This window comes from Candidatus Zixiibacteriota bacterium (genome assembly GCA_017999435.1).
Classification (GTDB): domain Bacteria; phylum Zixibacteria; class MSB-5A5; order GN15; family FEB-12; genus JAGNLV01.
In genome coordinates this window covers 18,738-37,205 of record JAGNLV010000005.1, presented here as the reverse complement: position 1 = coordinate 37,205, position 18,468 = coordinate 18,738, and the positions used below count along the sequence as shown (strand labels likewise).

The 18,468-nt window shown below is 64.6% G+C and carries 9 protein-coding genes; 6 read left to right on the top strand and 3 right to left on the bottom strand.

Annotated elements, in window-relative coordinates:
* The first annotated feature begins 71 nt into the window (after positions 1–71).
* Both KA261_12760 and KA261_12755 read left to right on the top strand, forming a co-directional pair.
* The gene (locus tag KA261_12760; GenBank protein MBP7698673.1) at positions 72–5,207 is read left to right on the top strand and encodes a hypothetical protein; all 5,136 of its coding nucleotides are present in this window, start codon (positions 72–74) and stop codon (positions 5,205–5,207) included.
* Between the two features lie 182 nt (positions 5,208–5,389).
* A complete protein-coding gene (locus KA261_12755) occupies positions 5,390–6,694 on the top strand; it encodes a thrombospondin type 3 repeat-containing protein (protein MBP7698672.1) in 1,305 nt (434 codons plus the stop codon).
* A 68-nt stretch (positions 6,695–6,762) separates the two neighbouring features.
* Here KA261_12755 and KA261_12750 read toward each other — a convergent pair whose 3' ends face one another.
* Genes KA261_12750 through KA261_12740 form a run of 3 tightly spaced genes read right to left on the bottom strand, consistent with a single transcriptional unit; the run spans position 6,763 to position 9,397 of the window.
* Positions 6,763–8,019 carry a GNAT family N-acetyltransferase gene (locus tag KA261_12750; GenBank protein ID MBP7698671.1) on the bottom strand — a complete coding sequence of 419 codons (1,257 nt, stop codon included), beginning with the start codon at positions 8,017–8,019 and terminating at the stop codon, positions 6,763–6,765.
* 20 nt (positions 8,020–8,039) lie between these two features.
* The gene (locus tag KA261_12745) at positions 8,040–8,480 is read right to left on the bottom strand and encodes a CoA-binding protein (GenBank protein MBP7698670.1); all 441 of its coding nucleotides are present in this window, start codon (positions 8,478–8,480) and stop codon (positions 8,040–8,042) included.
* A 17-nt stretch (positions 8,481–8,497) separates the two neighbouring features.
* Complete coding sequence (locus KA261_12740) at positions 8,498–9,397, bottom strand: sulfite exporter TauE/SafE family protein (GenBank protein MBP7698669.1); 900 nt, start codon at positions 9,395–9,397, stop codon at positions 8,498–8,500.
* Between the two features lie 532 nt (positions 9,398–9,929).
* On the opposite strand from KA261_12740, the gene KA261_12735 reads away from it, so the two are divergent.
* The 4 genes from KA261_12735 (at position 9,930) to KA261_12720 (ending at position 18,418) form a co-directional block, all read left to right on the top strand.
* The gene (locus KA261_12735; GenBank protein ID MBP7698668.1) at positions 9,930–12,428 is read left to right on the top strand and encodes a hypothetical protein; all 2,499 of its coding nucleotides are present in this window, start codon (positions 9,930–9,932) and stop codon (positions 12,426–12,428) included.
* A 170-nt stretch (positions 12,429–12,598) separates the two neighbouring features.
* A complete protein-coding gene (gene glnA / locus KA261_12730; protein MBP7698667.1) occupies positions 12,599–14,011 on the top strand; it encodes a type I glutamate--ammonia ligase in 1,413 nt (470 codons plus the stop codon).
* A 231-nt stretch (positions 14,012–14,242) separates the two neighbouring features.
* Positions 14,243–16,405 (top strand): serine hydrolase, encoded by a 2,163-nt coding sequence (locus KA261_12725; protein ID MBP7698666.1) that lies wholly within the window; start codon positions 14,243–14,245, stop codon positions 16,403–16,405.
* A 111-nt stretch (positions 16,406–16,516) separates the two neighbouring features.
* Entirely contained in the window at positions 16,517–18,418 is a 1,902-nt protein-coding gene (locus KA261_12720) for a DUF3413 domain-containing protein (GenBank protein ID MBP7698665.1), read from the top strand.
* The last annotated feature ends 50 nt before the right edge of the window (positions 18,419–18,468 follow it).

Genomic DNA, 18,468 nt, shown 5'->3' with positions numbered 1-18,468 from the left:
AAAGAGGAACAGGTAACCAGGCATGACACACGCGCTTTCCGCCAAGCACTCTTAGAAGATATGAGGACCCCATGAGAGCATTACTTGTGTCCACGGCGCTCGCACTCCTGTTGCTTGCCTCTCCCCTGCTTGCCGGCCCCTACGGCCCGTCCGGCGAAACCGAACTCGTCGCCCTGCCCGGCGCAGCCGCGGGCGACCCGGTTGCCGTCACGGTCGAGCAGTCCGGCCCGGTCCGTACCGTCATCTCCTACTCGATCGGCGCCTACGAGAAAACGCCGTATACCATCGGCGGCGAAACCTACTACGAAATCACGCTTCCCGACGAGGCCGTCCAGTTGGCCAAAGGGGAGCCGGCTCTCCCCTCCCTGCGGAGGAGCATCATCATTCCCGCTGACGCCGAAATGGGCGTCACGGTCCTCTCGGCCGACTACGTCGACATCGAAAACGTGCTCGTCGCCCCGTCCAAGGGGAATCTGCTCCGCACGGTCCTTCCGAGCGACGTGCCCTTCGAATTCGGACCGGCCTATTCGCTCGACCGGTTCGCTCCGGCCGACCTCGCCGCGCTCGGCGAGCCCTACATCTTGCGCGACCACCGCGGCCTGGTCGTAGAGGTCAACCCGATCCAGTACAACCCGGCGACCAAAATTCTGCGCATCTACACATCGGTGTCCATCGAAATCCGCGTTACCGGCCCGGGCCGGATCAATGTCCTGGACTCCCCCGGCATGGCCCGCCGTCCGGTCGCCGATTTCGAATTCACCTATCGCCGGCACTTCATCAATTTCGATGCCTTTGTGGGCAAGTACACTCCCGTGGCCGAAGCGGGCGACATGCTCATCATCACCTACGGGCAGTTCGCCGATGACATGCAGCCGCTCGTGGACTGGAAGACGAAAAAGGGCATGAAGACGACGATGGTCAATGTCGCCGCTATCGGCAACAATGCCGCTTCGATCAAGAACTTCGTCCAGGCTTTCTACGATTCCACCAACCTCGCTTTCCTCCTCCTCGTCGGCGACGCCGCCCAGGTCGCGTCTCCCTCCGCCTCCGGCGGCGAGTCCGACCCGAGCTACGCGAAACTCGCCGGCGGCGACTCCTACCCGGAAATTCTGGTCGGCCGCTTCTCGGCGGAGACCGACGCCCAGGTCCAGACCCAGGTGCAGCGCACGCTCATGTATGAGATGAACCCGGCCGGCGCCGACATGTACGTGCAGGCTACGGGCATCGCGTCCTCCGAAGGTCCCGGGCACTTCGGCGAATACGACTACCAGCACATGAACCTGATCCGCAACGACCTGCTCGCCTACAACTACACGTCGGTCGATCAGATCTACGACCCGGGAGCGAGCGCGTCGGCTGTGGCCACGGCCCTTAACGCCGGCCGCGGCGTAGTCAACTACGTCGGCCACGGATCCACTACCGCCTGGTCCACCACCGGCTTCAGCAACAGCAACGTCAACAGCCTCGTCAATGACAATCTGCTGCCGGTGATCTTCAGCGTCGCCTGCGTCAACGGCGACTTCGGCGGCACCACCTGCTTCGGCGAAGCCTGGCTGCGCGCCACACATAACGGAAATCCCTCAGGCGCGCTGGCCGCGTACATGTCGTCGATTAATCAGTCCTGGAATCCTCCCATGGACGGACAGGACGAGATCAACGACCTCCTCGTCGCCGAAGCCAAACTGACTGTCGGCGGCCTCTGCTTTAACGGCTCCTGTAAAATGATCGACCTCAACGGGGCCGACGGCATCGAGATATACGACACCTGGCACATCTTCGGCGATCCCTCGGTCATGCTCCGCACGCTCGCGCCGACCGCCCTGGCGGTCTCCCACTCGGACGTCATCATGGTCGGCTGGAGCAGCATGGCCGTGACCGTCGCCGGCGTGTCCGGCGCGCTCTGCGCCCTCACCTACAACGGGCAGATCTACGCGACCGCCTACACCGATGCCGGCGGCAACGCCTCCCTCGCGCTGCCCCCGGAACTCCCCATCGGCAACGACATGACCCTGACGGTTACCGCCCACAACCGCATCCCCTACGAGGTCGAGCTGACCGTCATTACGCCCGACGGTCCCTACTGCCTCTATGACACGAACACCCTGACCGAGGTATCTGGAAACGGGAACGGTGTGGTGGATGGCGGGGAGAGTTTCACGATGGGGGTTCAGATCAAGAACGTGGGTCCGGACGCGGCGTACAATGTGGAGGCGTCGTTGACGACATCGGATACGTACGTGACGATCACGGACGGTGTGGAGTCGTACGGGACGATCGCGGGGGACAACGGGACGGGGTATGTGGCGGACGGGTACGGGTTCAGTCTGGACGCGGGGACGCCGGACGGTCACAATGTGGTGTTCACGTTGGCGGTGACGGGGACGAACCGGGAGACGTGGACGGGGAACTTCACGGTGAAGGTGCACGCGCCGGAGGTGGGTTTTGGTCAGGTGGCGATCAACGACGTTTCGGGCAACAGCAACGGGATATTGGATCCCGGGGAGACGGTGGATCTGACGGTGACGTTGACGAACGCGGGGACGGGCGAGGCGTTTGGGGTGGTTGCCGATCTGGGGGTCAGCGACAGCTACGTGACGGTGGTGGACGGCGGGGGGACGTATGGGTGGCTGGATTCGCTGGTGGGGGTGGCGAGCAACGGTGGTGACGTGTACACGGTGAGCGCGTCGTCGTCGTGTCCGATGGGGTACGGCGTGCCGGTGAGTCTTTCGGTGACGGGTGCGAACGGGTACACGGCGGTGCTGTCGTTCACCCTGATTGTGGGGGATCGGGTGGCGTTTTTCACGGATGATTTTTCGTACAACCAGGGGTGGACGGGCCTCGGGGGTTCGGGGGAGTGGACGATTGGAGCGGCGACGGGGGGCACGGGGAGCGACAGTTACGGGGGTCCGGATCCGAGCGTGGACCACACGGCGACGAGCGACAACGGGGTGCTGGGGAACGACCTGACGTCGGGGACGGGTGGTGACTACGCGGGGGGTTTGACGACGACGTACTGGGTGACGTCGCCGGTGATCGACTGTGCGGACTACACGGGGGTGCAGTTGCGGTACTGGCACTGGCTGGGGATTGAGAGTCCGTCGTACGACCACGTGTACCTGCAGGTGTACGACGGGACGAGCTGGGTGCAGTTGTTCACGAACGCGGCGTCGACCGACGAGACGAGCTGGACGGAGTCGTACTACGACGTGTCGGCGTACGCGGATGAGAATGCGGATTTCCAGATTCGTTTTGGGATTGGGACGACGGACGGGAGCTGGAACTACTGCGGGTGGAACCTTGACGACGTGGAGTTGAAGGGGTACAACCAGGCGACGGGGGGGACGGCGGTGTGCGTGCTTCCGGAGACGGAGGTGAGCGACAGTCTGTTGGCGGGGGGGAGTTCGTCGCAGGGGGTGAAGGTGTACAACACGGGGGACGGGACGCTGCGGATCCGTTTTGTGCCGATGGTGTCGTGGTTGGTGTGCGGGACGGAACAGAACTACGTGCCGGCGGGGGATTCGCTGGTGTTTCCGTTCACGATCACGACGGAGGGCCTGGCGCCGGGGGACCACGTGGGTTTGTTGCACTACACGACGAACGACAACCTGCACGCGTCGGGTGACATCACGGTGCGCCTGCACGTTCACACGCCGGGGGTGGAGTTCAGCGCGGGTGGGTTGACGGACAGCCTGGCGACGGGGGACGTGGCGGAGCAGAGTATCTGGGTGCGCAACTCGGGTCTGGGGGTCTTGCACATCACGTTCACGGAGAGCCTGCCGTGGCTGAGTTGTCCGAGCGGGGCGATCACGGTGAACCCGTCGGACAGCGCGGCGGTGGCGGTGACATTCAGTTGCGGGGGATTGGCGCCGGGGGCGTACAACGGGGCGCTGAACTACACGTCGGACGATCCGGCGCACGCGACGGGGAGCCTGCCGGTGTACTTGTACATATACGCGCCGGCGGCGCAGTTGAGCGTGGCGGAGATCGCGGCGGCGACGAGTCCGGGGGATTCGGTGGAGGTGCCGTTCACGATCAGCAACAGCGGTGCGGGGCGGTTGGTGTACAACCTGACCTGCCAGGCGTTCGATCTTCCGAAGACGGCCAGCGCGGCGGCGGCGGCGGAGACGGCGGTGCTTCTGGGGTACCGGTCGGCGGGGGATGACAAGGGTGACGGCGAGCAGCCGTTCTACGCGGCGGGGGGCAGGAGCCACGGGGGCCCGGACACGTACGGGTACAGCTGGATCGATTCGGACGATCCGGGTGGTCCGGCGTTTTCGTGGGTGGACATCAGCGGGGTGGGGACGGCGGTGGCGCTGGGGGACGATGCGATGAGCGGGGCGCTGGATCTGGGTTTTGCCTTTCCCTACTACGATTCGAGCTACAGCGCGGTGTACATCGGGTCGAACGGGATCCTGACGTTTGGGTCGGGATCGACGGCGCGGGTGAACACGGGGCTTCCGACGGCGGCGGTGCCGAACAACCTTCTGGCGCTGTGGTGGGACGACCTGAATCCGTCGAACGGTGGCCAGATCTACTACTACCAGGATGCGAGCCTGGGGCGGTTCATCGTGAGCTTTGTGGACATTCGGAACTACCTGTACCCGTCGGGGACGGGGAGCCTGAATTTCCAGGCGATTTTGTGGGCGAACGGGAAGATCACGCTGCAGTACCAGACGATGGATCCGGGGACGGACGCGGAGGGACTGTCGGGGGCGACCGTGGGGATGGAGAACGCGAGCGGGACGGACGGATTGCAGGTGGTGTACAACGGTCCGTACATGCACGACAACCTGGCGATCACGCTGAGCGTGGTGCGGTGGCTGTGGGCGGAGCCGAGCGGGGGGACGGTGGAGCCGTACGGGACCGCCGAGGTGGTAGTGCACCTGGATGCGGGGGAGCTGGAGGCCGGGGTGTACACCGGCCAGGTGTCGGTGACGACCAACGACCCGCTCTTGCCGACGGCGACGCTTCCGGTGACGCTGACGGTGAGCAGCTGGGTGTGCGGTGACGTCGACGGCGACGGGACGGGCCCGAAGGTGAGCGACCTGACCTACCTGGTGGCCTTCCTCTTCCGCGGCGGCCCGATGCCGCCGGTGCTCGCCGCCGCCGACTGCGACGGCCAGGGCGGCGACGCCATCGCCATCGGCGACCTCACCTACCTGGTCGCCTTCCTCTTCCGCAGCGGTCCGCCTCCCATCTGCCATTGATAGCAGCTTTTCTACTCACCCCCGCCTCAGCCGACTGCTGAGGCGGGGGTTCGCTTGCCCGCATTTTCGCTTGTGCCCTGCCGCGGCACAAGGTATACTGAATGCGTACACCGTTGCTCTGGCCGCACGTCGCCGCCGAAACTCCTGCCGGCGGCGGGGCCACGTAACACTGGAGGCTGCCAATGTCCAAATGTCTTGCCTTCGCCTGCCTGTACCTGTGCACTGCGAGCGCCGCCTTCGGCGCCCCGGAAACCGGCTGGGAGACATTCCGCCCGGATCGCCAGGTGCAGTTCGACCGATTGGGCCGCAGCACGGACACTTGCCTGCTCTTCCGCCATAATCCCGACGATTCCGTTCTCGGCTACAGTTCGTCATTCACTGCCGGCCAGCAGACGATCGTCTACTTCGACCCGACTTCCTGTGCCGCCGATTCCACCTATCCCTTCGGCATCACCGAATTGTCCTTCACGCTCCTCGACCCGCCGTCCTACATTGATTCCCGTCTCTACAAGTGGCCGGTTGAGCTCGAGGTGGTCGTCTACGCCCTGGCCCCGTCCGGGGATCCGTGCGACGGTCCCGGCGCTCTGCTGTGCTCGGTTTCGGCTGCCTGCGACTCCGCCTCTTTCGCGTTCCCGCAGGTCGGCACCGTCCCTCTCCCCTCTCCCTGCTGCTTCGACGCACCCTTCTTCATCGGCATCAGGTACACCGACACCACCTCGTTGCGTCTCCCCTCCATCATGTGGGACACCGATTCCTCCCCGGCCCTCTGCGACGCCTTCCAGTTCTACGACACCGCCTGGTACGCCTGGAACATCTTCTGGGTTTACGATCCCGGATTCCCCTTCTTCTGGGTAGGCGGAGAGGCCCGCTCTTTGGCCTGCTGCGACGATTCCGACGGCGACCTGATCTGCGCCCAGTATGACAACTGCCCCGCGGTCGCCAACGCCGGCCAGCTCGACACCGACGGCGACGGCCTCGGCGACGCCTGCGACAACTGCCCGAATGATCCCAATCCCGGCCAGGAGGACGCCGATGCCGACGGTTATGCGGACGCCTGCGATAATTGCCCGGCCGTGTCCAATGCCTCACAGGCCGACGCCGACTCCGACAGCCTCGGCGATCTGTGCGATCCCTGCCCGACCGATCCTTCCAACGATGCTGACGGGGACGGCATCTGCGGCGCCGCCGACAACTGCCCCGGCCACTACAACCCGCTCCAGGAGGACAGCGACGCCGACGGCACCGGCGACGCCTGCGAAGTCCTCGACATCTGCACCGGCATCCGGGGGAATATCGACGGTTACCTGAACGACCTGGTCAACGTGGCCGACATCACGTTCTTTGTCGCCTACCTTTTCCGGGGCGGCCCCGCGCCTCCCGTGATGGCCGAGGCGGATGTCAACGCCGACGGCGAGATCGGGATCGCCGACTTGACCTTCCTGGTCGCGTACCTCTTTCGCGGCGGTCCGGCCCCGGCGCCGTGTTGAGCGGCGGCGGCGGTCGCCGCCGCCCCGGCTTGAGGGATCGTGACGTCGGGCGGACCGCGGAACGCGCGTCAGAATCTTGAGAAGCAGTAAGGCGGCTGGGCGGCGGCCAGGATGCTGTCGACAACCTCTGCAGATTTGCGCTTCGACACTCGTGCCAGGCCGTAATCCACCAGTTGCGACAGCCGCACCGCCCCCAATATCACAGAGGAGAAATCGGCGACCTCCATTTCAACCGCCACGTCGCACTTCCTTTTCGGCGCCGCTGCGGCTCTGCCCTCGCAGAAGTGGATGGCGGTCGTCCCGGCGGTTTTTCCCCACCACCGGTCGGCCAGCGTAAACGCCACGGTTGCCTCGCCCGGCCCGAATTTCGCCTCCGACGCCGCCGCCAGGAGCGACTGCACGTCGAGGACGCGGTACATCGGCCCCACGGCGCAGGCGGCCACCTCGTGGTACACCGAGGCGTAAAGGCCCTCCGAACCGTTGCGCGGATCGACCGGCGCGTAGTGGAAATTCGGATCGGGCAAGTCCAAAATCACCCGCCGCACCTGATCGCGCTGACTGTGGAGAAAGGCCAGGAACTCCGCCAGCACTTCGGGAGATTCGTACAGGCACTCCTCCACGCAGAGATCGTTGCTGACGAAATTGCCCGGCGCCCCGGGGCGAAAGCGATAGACCATGAAGCCGCGCACTTCGCGCCCGTCGCGGTACACGACTGCGCGCCCTCCGCCGGCCGCCCCCACCGTCTGGCGAAGCGACAGCTCGGTCTCGTCCAGCATGCCGGTCCGTAGCGCCAGCAGCCGGTTATGGCAGCGCGTCATGGCGGCGAAATCCCTCTCCTCCCCGTGGGCCAGGTGGCCCTTGCCGGCCGCGTGCGGCAGCGTCTCGGGCAGAATCGTGTAGCGGTATTTCTTGCCGCCGTACCCGAAACCCATCTTGCGGTAGAAGTCCGGCCGGAACGGCCACAGCACCGCCATCGGCGCGCCGGCGGCCGCATACTTGTCGAGGTAAAACCGGACCATGCCGCCGGCCACTCCCTCGCGCTTGACCGTCAGATCCACCGCCACTCCGCCCAGCCCGCCCGCCGCCACCAGCGCACCGCGGAAATTCATCCGGTAGTCATGGACCCGCATGCACCCGACCAGGCGGTTCCCCCGGTAGCTTCCATAGAGGGTCACGCGCACATCCTGGCGCCGTTCCGCGATCCGTTGCCGGAGTTTCTCCCGGTCCCGCTCGTAGATCATACCCAGCCCCGGATAGGCGTCGATCTGGAGGCGAATGAAGGCGTCCAGGTCGCGGTCCTCAATTTCCCGAATCTCCGTCGCCACGCGCGTCCTCCGTCTGATTTTCAGTACCGCCCGAAGAGCCTGGCGAGCACCGCGTGAAACCGGTGCACGCCGCGGGCCTTTCCGGCATACATCAGAATGCACTTCCCCACAACCGTCTCCATGCCTGCCTCTCGGGCCGTGCGGGCCGCCTCGGTGAAATCCGCTCCTTGCTGAAACCAGATGCGCCGAATGCCGCGGGCAAGAGCGTCCGCCACCACCTCCCCCGCCCGGTCCGGACGGATTGCGACCACCGCTCCCTCGACGTCGTCGGGGATATCCCGCAGCGACCGGTACGCCCGGTCCCCGTCGACCTCCGCTCTCCGCGCATTGACCGGGTACACCCGGTACCCCTGCCGCTTCAATTCGCGGTACAGGTAGCCCCCGAATTTCCGCGTCTCGTCGGTTGCGCCCACCACGGCAATCGGCGCCGGGGAGGCGAATTTCGCAATCGTGTCATCCATATCGTGACCCTGTTGTGTCAGAAAGCTTCCACTATGTACCGCCCGGCGACAAACAGCAGGAACGCTGTCAGGAGCGCCTTTATGCCCCGCGCCGGCACCCGCTTCTGCAGCCGCGCTCCCGTATACGTCCCGAAGGCCCCGCCGATCCCCAGGGCCAGACCCAGCAGCCAGTCCGGCTGGGCCGCCGTGCTGCCGGTCAACCCGGAGAGGTCGATCAGCCAGAACATGGCCACACCGGCCGCCGAGCTGACAAAAGTGCCGAAGAGCGCGGCCCCGGCCACGGTGTAGACGGGCAGACCGAAGGCCGAGACCAGAAACGGCGCAATGACCGCGCCGCCGCCGATCCCGTAAGCCCCGCCGGCCACGCCGACCAGGAAACTCAGCAGGAGGATTTTCGGAGTTGAGGCCGTGTATCGTTGGCGCCCGAAATCGTACTCCACAGTGAGCTTCGTCAGCCGTCCCCCCGAGACCTCGAACCGCCCCGCCCCGTTGCCCCGCGGTGATGGCCTTGCGCCTTCCCCACGCACCACATCGCGGAGCAACCGTACGCCGACAAAGGCGAGCACCAATCCGGCAAACACTTTGAACGCCGACGGGTCCGGCAGCAGGGTCACGCGGATGACCGTCCCGATCGCCATGCCGGGCATGGTCCCGATCACGATCGCCCAAGCCAGCGGCCAGAGCATCCGTTTCTCCCGCCCGTACCGGTAGACGCCGCTCGGTATGCCGACCACGTTGTACAGGAGGTTCGTGGGCGTGACTCCGGGCCCGGTAAAGCCTAGCACGCTCACCTGAAAGGGCAGCATGAGGAATGCCCCCGACAGCCCGCCGGTCGAAGTCAGCGTTGACACGCAGAAAGCCACCAGCGATGGCAACCACCACCAGGTCTCGACGCCGCTGACCGGAAACTCAGTCACTCATCGGCTCCGCAATTCCCCCACGCGCCGGCGGTTCGTTAACGATCCGCAATATCGGGGTTTCAACGCCCGGCCGCAACGACTCGGTGTTTGCACGGGGGTTTTTGGCGGACCCGGACATTGGCGGCCAGAGGCGTTGGGAGCGACGGCGCCCTGCGGAGTTTGCACGTCCCGGCCCGGCAGAATCTGCGATCCCCCGAACTCGTCTAAACGTCCATTTGGCAAACATTTCAGACCGATGGGCAGCCGGGCGGTCGGACCTCCGGAGAGGGCGGTTTTTTTCGCCGAAATTCCTTGCTTTATCCGATGTACCGACATTAGTTTACCCCGTGTGTGACTTTGCATAATGCGATTAAACGCCTGAGCGGTCCTGTGCGTCTGTCAGGTAAAACGGTTTAATCCGATGGGAAGGTATATGTTGCGAAGAGTGCTCACTATCACTGCCGCCCTTGCCGCAGGCCTGTTGCTGATATCCGGTTCCGCGGAGGCCCGTGACGACGGCGGCCTTTCCGGCCGCGGGTACAACCGGCCCATGGCCAGCCGCAGCCCGGCCTACTGCATGACCCTGCACAACGTCGGCCGCCTCGTCCTGGCCGTCAACAACAACGGAACCTTCGGTTCGGAATTCTCCGTGCCCAGCGACGCTCCGGACTGCTTCACGGGCCAAACCCCTCCGCCCGGCGGCTGCCAGTACCCCAAGGGCACGGGCGCCATGTATATGTTCTCGGCCGCCTTCTGGATCGGCGCCGTCCTCGGCCGCGACACCCTTGTGTCGACCGGTTCGGAGGGCTGGAGCGATGTCCGGCAGTTTTTCCCCAATGACGAACCTTTCGGCAATACTGTCCGCCGCTCGATTATCGACCCCGAGTCGGAGGAGTACGTCAATGCCGTCTCGGAACAGGATTTCATTGCGCTCTATACCGACACCTCCACGATCCTGGCCGATGCCGAGGAGGATGGCACCGCCCACCGGCCGCTGAACATTCAGGTCACCCAGCGTTCCTATGCGTGGTCCTATGACTATGCCGACGACATCATCCTCTTCGACTACGAAATCAAAAATATCGGCAACATCGACCTCCGCAACGTGTATATGGGCGTCTATGTGGATGCCGACGTGTGCGATAACTGCCAGGACAACGAAGGGTTTGCCGACGACATTTGCGGCTTCCTCGTGACCTATCCGCGGGAATACGGGCGCATGCGCTGCGAGTACAACGACACCGTGTACATCGCCTGGATCGCGGACAACGACGGCGACTTCAACGCCGGCGAGGGGATTCAGTCCACGCCGCACGTCACCGGCACCCGCATCGTCCGCACCCCCGCCGACACGCTCGATGTCTCTTTCAACTGGTGGGTGAGCAACGGCAATGCCGCGCTCGATTTCGGCCCGCGCGAGAAGGACTCGGTCGGACGCTGGAAAGAACCCTACCGTGACTTCCGGACCGGCGGCACCGGCACCCCGGTCGGCGACCGCAACCGCTACTACTCGCTCCGGAACCGCGAGTTCGACTACGACCAGATCTTTACCAACACGATCCGCGAGGGCGACCCCAGTTGGATTAAGCCGCCCTCGGCGCTCGCGCCGGACATCGCCGACGGATTCGATACCCGCTACCTGCTCTCCTTCGGACCGTTCAACATTCGCAAGGGACAGAAGCTGCCGCTTTCATTCGCCTATGTGGCCGGGGCCGATCTCCATCGGGATCCCGATAACGGCGACAATCTCCTGGCCGATCCGGTTCTCTACTACTCCAACCTCTATTTCGATTCGCTGGCCGAAAACGCCACCTGGGCCTCCTGGATTTATGACAACCCCGGCGTCGACAGCGACAGCGACGGTTATTCGGGAAAGTTTCGCTGCATGGCGACCCTGCCCGACGGGTCTCGCATCTGCCTGGAGGACTGCGACACGACGGCCGCCAATGCGCCGGGTGCGCAGTGGGAGGTAGTCGCTTACATGGGCGACGGCATCCCCGACTTCCGCGGCGCCCGGCCGCCGGATGCCCCGCGCATCTGGCTTGAACCCAAGGTCGGCCAAATCCGGGTCCGCTTCAACGGCAAGGCCTCCGAAACCGGGGTTGACCGCTTCTCCGGCCTGAATGACTTCGAAGGCTACCGGATCTACCTCGGCCGCGACAACCGGGAGACCAGCTTCAGCGTGCTGGCGTCCTACGACCGGCACGACTTCAACAAGTGGGACTACGATCTGGACAAGGGCTGGCAGCTCAACGACCCGCCCTATACGCTCGACTCCCTGCGCGCTCTCTTCCAGGATCCCACTCTCGACCCGGGTGCGTGGACCTTCTCGCGCGCCTACACGCCGGCCGTGAACCCGGATCCGCGCTTCCCCCAGTACTACTTCGCCGCGCAGGACTACAACGTGTCGGATCTGACCAACCTGAAGGGCATCCACAAAATCTACCCGGATCAACCTTACCCCTCCAGCCTGATTCCTTCCGAGGCGGATCCGAGCGAACTGACTCCCGACGGCTTCTTCAAGTATTTCGAGTACGAGTACATCATCGACTCGCTCCTCCCCACCGTCCCGTACTACGTGAACGTGACGGCGTTCGACTACGGTTCGCCCTCCTCCGGCCTGTCGTCGCTGGAGACCTCCAAGACGGTCGGTTCGAAGATGGCTTACCCGCTGGCTACGGCGCAGGCCGTGGAGCAGGAGAATCTCGATGTCATCGTGTACCCGAACCCGTATCGATCGGACGGCGGGTACCGCGCTCTGGGCTTCGAGGGGCGCGGCGCCGACGACATCAACCGGCCCGACAGCCGGGTGCGCGACCTGCACTTTGCCAATCTGCCGGCCAAGTGCACGATCCGGATTTACACGCTCGACGGCGACCTGGTGCGCGAGATCAAGCACGACATGGATCCGAGCGATCCCAATGCGTCCCATGATTCCTGGGATCTGATCACGCGCAACACGCAGATGGTCGTGTCCGGTCTGTACTACTGGACGGTGGAGGACGAAGAGGGCAACACCCAGATGGGCAAAGTCGCCATCATCATGTGAGACCCTCGCCCCATGGACATTCCCAGCCGGCGGGTTCCGACCCGCCGGTTTTCTTTGCCCGCCGCCTCTCGCGGTATGCCGCGCGGCGAAAGAATCTCCTTGTCAGATACCGGCGCGATGTCATATAATGTGAATTGTATCACAAGCTCGTAAGGCAGAAAGGACGATACATGAATCTGGCCGAACTGCAAAAACTTGCCGAATCACACCGGGCGGAGTTCCTTGACCTGAAATTCTGCGATCTTCTCGGTGTGTGGCATCACATGACCCTTCCCATTGCCGCGCTGAAACCCAGCCTCTTCGAACAGGGCGTCGGCGTCGACGGCTCCTCCCTCCCCGGTTTCTCCTCGATCGAGCGCGGCGACATGATCCTTATCCCCGACACCGCGACCGCCTTCATGGACCCCTTCTTCGACCGTCCGACGCTCTCCATGATCGGGGACGTGATGGAATCGGCGGACCGGATCCTCCCGTACTCCCGGAACCCCCGCCGGGTTGCAGCCGACGCCGAGCGTTTCCTCCAGGCAGCCTTCCCCGGCGTCCAGTGCATTCTGGGCCCGGAATTCGAGTTCTACGTATTCGACAAGGTCAACTTCTTCCAGGGGGCCGAGAGCGCCTTCTACCACCTCGACTCGGTCGAAGCCGATTGGAGCGCGGCGGCCGACGAGGAGAGCCTCGGCTTCAAGATTCCCCACAAGAAGGGGTATCATATCGCTCCGCCCATGGACCGCACCTTTAACTTGCGCTCGGAACTCGCGGTCCTGCTTGCGGATGTCGGCGTCCATCTTAAGTACCACCACCACGAGGTCGGTTCCGGCGGACAGCACGAGATCGAGGTGGAGTTTTCTCCCCTCCGCCGCATGGCCGACCTGTCGATGCTCGTGAAGTACATTATCAAGAACCATTGTTTCCGCCGCGGCAAATCCGCCACCTTCATGCCCAAGCCGCTCTTCAACGAACCCGGTTCCGGCCTCCACGTCCACCAGTACCTTGCCGATGCCAACGGTTCCTTGTTCTACGACAAGAACGGCCCGGCGATGCTCTCCGAGACCGGCCTGCACTTTGTCGGTGGTCTGCTGAAGCATGTCGATGCCCTGCTGGCCTTTACAAACCCGTCGACGAACTCGTTCAAGCGCCTGGTGCCCGGTTTCGAAGCCCCTATCATCGGTTCTTACTCGATGGGAAACAGGACTGCCTGTATCCGCATCCCCGGTTACCAGCGTGATCCGCGGAAGATGCGTTTTGAGTTCCGCCCCCCGGACGGCACCATGAACTTCTACCTTGCCTATGCGGCCATGCTCATGGCCGGGCTGGATGGCATCAAGCGCAAACTCGACCCGGGCGCCCCCCTCGACCGCAACGCCGACCACCTCACGCCCGAGGAACTCAAGGCCCACCACCAGCTGCCCACCACCCTGACGGGGGCGCTGGATGCCCTGGAGAACGACTGCGACTTTCTGCTCCAGGGGGGGGTCTTTACCCGCGACCTGGTGGAAAACTGGATTGCCCTGAAGCGAAAAGAAGTCGCCCAGATACAAATTCGTCCCACACCGCACGAATTTGAGTTGTACTACAACACCTGATGTTGTATAAATAGCGCTGATTTCGCCGGCTGCGGAATGCCGGTGGCCGGTCTTTCCCTCCCCGCCGGCTGCCGGCGCGCGCCGGCTTTTTATTGCGGTGGACGGCGTCGGCGTGCAAAGCGGCCTCTTCCCCGCCGAATGCTCTTGCGTTCCCCGCGCAACATCGCAAACATTTCCTCCGTCTGTCCTTAAGGACAGGCTGTGACCCATATTCTCGTTGTGGAGGACCTCATGTCTGCTGTTCGCAACCGCCTTCGCGCGAGCGCTCTCGCGGCGCTCGCCGGTGTGTGCCTTGCCTCGGGTGTTCGCGCCGCTGATCCGAGCGGCGGGTGGGAGGGCTCGATCGACATCCCCGGTTCTGCCCTCGCTTTCACCGTGGAATTCAGCCGGGATTCCGCCGGCGCCTGGGCCGCCGTGGTCGACATCCCCGCCCAGAACGCCGCCGACCTGCCGGTCGAGGGCATCATCGTCACCGACGATTCCCTCATCTTCGCCCTCGCCGGAATTCCCGGCGCCCCGGTCTTCCGCGGCGCCTTCGCCGCTGATTCCGGCGCCGTCGCCGGTAACTTCACCCAGGGCGGCCAGGCGTTCCCCTTCTCCATGACCCGCCTCGATGTGGCTGCCCGGCAGGCGCGGGCCGCGGCTCTGGCGGACAACCTCGCCCGGATCCGCTCGTTCATCGACACCGCGCTCGCCCCCTGGAAAGTCCCCGGCCTGGCCATTGCGATCGTCAAGGACGACAGTGTGCTGATGATGGAGGGGTTTGGTCTGCGCGACCGCGAGAACAACCTCCCGGTCACCCCCCGCACCCTGTTCCCCATCGGATCCTCCACGAAAGCTTTCACGACTACCGCCCTCGCCATGCTCGTCGACTCCGGGCTGGTGGAGTGGGACGGCCGGGTGCGCGACTACCTCCCCGATTTCCGCCTCTCCGACCCCGAGATCACCGACCAGGCGACCGTGCGCGACCTCTGCACCCACCGCATCGGCCTGCCGCGCCACGACCTCATGTGGTACAGCTCCGACTGCACGCGCGAGGAGATGTACCGCCGTCTGCGCTACCTGGACTTCAGCAAGGACTTTCGCAGCGAATTCCAGTACCAGAACCTGATGTACATGACGGCCGGGTATCTGGTCGGCAGGGTCGCCGGTACCAGTTGGGAGGAGTTTGTCCGCGCCCGCATTTTCCTCCCCCTCGGCATGACCAACTCAAACTTCTCGATCGCCGAGTTGGAGAAGGCGCCCGAGTTTGCCCGCGGTTACGAGGAGAAGAACGACACCCTGGCGCTCATGCCGTACCGTCCGATCGAGGCGATCGGCCCGGCCGGCGCCATCAACTCCTCCGTCGATCAGATGGTCAACTGGATCCGCCTCCACCTGGCCAACGGCCTCCGGGACACGGTGCGACTGGTGAGCGAAGGCCAGATGATTGAGATGCACTCCCCCTGCGTCTCCCTCGATCGCGCCGGTGGCCGCTACCATGAGACCATTCTCACGAGCTACGGTCTCGGCTGGTTCATCGAGTCCTACCGCGGCCACTACCGCGTCCACCACGGCGGCAACATCGACGGCTTCTCCGCCCTCGCGTCGTTCCTCCCGGACGACCGGCTCGGCCTGGTCATCCTCACCAACAAGAACGGCACGCCCCTCCCCTCGATCGTCGCGAACTACGTCGATGACCTCCTCCTCGGCCTTGAGCCGGTCGACTACCATCGGCGCGCCCTGACCCAGCTCGCCGCCGCCGACAGCAGCCGGGGAACCGAGGCCCAGGCGGCCGCCGACCGCGTCCCGAACACCAAACCCTCGCACGACCTCAGCGCCTACGCGGGGGAGTACGAACACCCCGGCTACGGCGTCGTTACGGTGAGCCTCGCCGGCGTTCCCCGGAAGGACCAGCACCTCCGCGCTGTCCTGCACTCCCTCGAGTCGGATCTGGAGCACTGGCATTACGATGTTTTCCGCATGATCGATGAGCCGCTGGCCGACAAGAAAGCGCGGTCCTTCCTCTCCTTCTCGACCAACACCTTCGGCGACATCGACCGCCTCAGCGTCGTTCTCGAACCGACTCTCCCGCCTATCGAATTCGTCCGCCGGCCGGACAGCCGCCTCTCGGAACCCGCCTACCTGGCCCAGTTCACCGGCGACTACCTCTTGGAGCAACTTGCTGTGACCGTCGCCATCCAGGCCGACCGCCTGACTGTCACTGTCCCCGGCCAGCCGACCTACACCCTCCTGCCCTACCGGAATGACGAATTCACCTTCAGAGACCTGTCCGGGTACAGTGTCGCGTTCGACCGCGCCAAGGATGGCCGGATTACCGGTCTTCGCTTCAAGCAGCCCAACGGCGTCTTCAGCGCCGAGAAACGAACCGCGGAGGACACGCAGAACAAGTGAACGGGGCGGCGGCGTGCGGTCGGCCCTCGCCGGCCGTCCGCACGCCCCGGCCCGCGCGCGTCACAACCGCCTTGACTTCCCCCTCCTTTCGCCCTACGATTATCTCACCCTATGCAGACCGTGTCTCCGACACCCCGCCGCGATGCTCTCCGCGCCGGCAGTTGGTTCTTCCTGATCAACGCCGGGTTCGCCATCCTCATCGCGACCCGCTACATGGTCCACTTTACCGCGATCGCGGGCCTCGGGGCCTACCTGTACATCGCCATCGTGACCCTCAGCCACTTTGTGGCCCTGGTTTTCATCCCCTGGCTGGCGCTCTATGCCCCGGTGGCGCTCCTCGTGCCGCGCCGCGGCGTGCTGCTGCCGTGGGGGGCGTTGATCGCCGCGCTTACCCTCGGCCTGCTGGCTCTGGACACTCACGTGTTCAACCTCTACCGCTTCCACATCAACCGCTTCACCCTCGAGCTGCTTTTCGGCGGGGCCGGCGCGGAGATCTATGAATTTCACCCCTCGGAGTACGCGTTCGTCGCGACCGTGCTCGTTCTCGGAATCCTTTTCGAACTGTTCCTCTTCCGCTGGGTGTGGCGCGGACAGTGGTGGCGTCCCCTGCGCGTCGCCCGCTGGGCGGTCCCGGCGGTGCTCCTGATGATGCTGGCCGGCCACGCCGTCCATGCCTGGGCGGCCGCCAACGGCTCGCGCTCGATCACCCGGGCCTCGCGCTTCTACCCGCTCTACTTCCCCGCCACCGCCAACGATTTTTTCATCAAACACGGCTGGGCGTCGCCGGAACAGAACCAGCTCGCTCTGGCCGCCGGCGCCGATGAGTCCCGCAAGTACCTCCGCTACCCGCTGGCCCCCCTCCGCGCCGACTGTGGCTCCGGCGCCAACATTCTGCTCATCCTGCTCGACTCCTGGAACTACCGGGCGCTGGACTCGCTCGTCACGCCGCGCCTCTGGCATTTCGCCGCCTCGGCGGAGCAGTACCGCAACCACTACAGCGGCTCCAATGGGACCCGCACGGGCATCTTCTCGTTGTTCTACAGCCTCCCCGGCACCTACTGGTATGAGGTGCTCGCGGCCAAGATCCGCCCGGTATTCATTAACCACCTGCTTGCCTGCGGCTATCGGTTCGGGGTCTTCACCTCGGCCAGTCTCGTCAGCCCGCCTTTCGATCAGACGGTGTTCGCCGGCGTCCCGGGCATTCCCCTCCGCGTCCCCGGCGAGCGCGCGCACGACCGCGACCTTCAGATTACCAGAGACTGGCTCGCGTTCACTGAAGACTATGCCGCCTCCACCGGCGCCCCCCCCTTCTTCGGCTTTCTCTTCTACGATGCCCTCCACTCGATCAGCCACCCGGACGATTTCACCGGCCCCTTTCAGCCCGCCTGGACCCACGCCAAGTACTCAGCGTTGGGCGAGGACACCGACCCGGCCCCCTTCTGGAACCTCTACTGCAACGTGGCCTACTTCGAAGACTCGCTCGTCGGCCTCGTTCTGGCCGACCTCGAGGCGCACGGTTTGCTTGAAAACACGGTCGTGATTATCACCGGCGACCACGGCCAGGAATTCAACGAAAACGGCAAGGGTTACTGGGGGCACAACGGCAACTACTCGCGCGCCCAGCTGGGCGTCCCGCTGATCATCCGCTGGCCCGATTCCCTGCGGCCGACCGATTCGCTGTCGGCGCCCGCAGCCCAACCACCCGTCGCTCGCCACTGGACCAGCCATTTCGACATTGTACCGACTCTCATGCAGCGTCTGTTCCGCTGCCAAAACCCTGTCGGCGACTACAGCATCGGCCGCAACCTCGCCGACGCCGCCGGACGCGGCTGGCTGCTGGTCGGCAGCGAGGACAACTTCGCCGTGCTCGAACCTGATCGCATCACCAGCATCAACTTCGACCGCACTTTCGATATTACCGACACATCGCTCAACGAACTGCCCGGAGCCTCGCTCAACGCCTCCCTCATCAACGACATTCTCCGGCTGTCCAACGCGTACTACCTGAAATAGCCGGTCGCGCCGGCCTCGTCGGCCCGGTTCGGACTCGGCCTCTTGGCGGG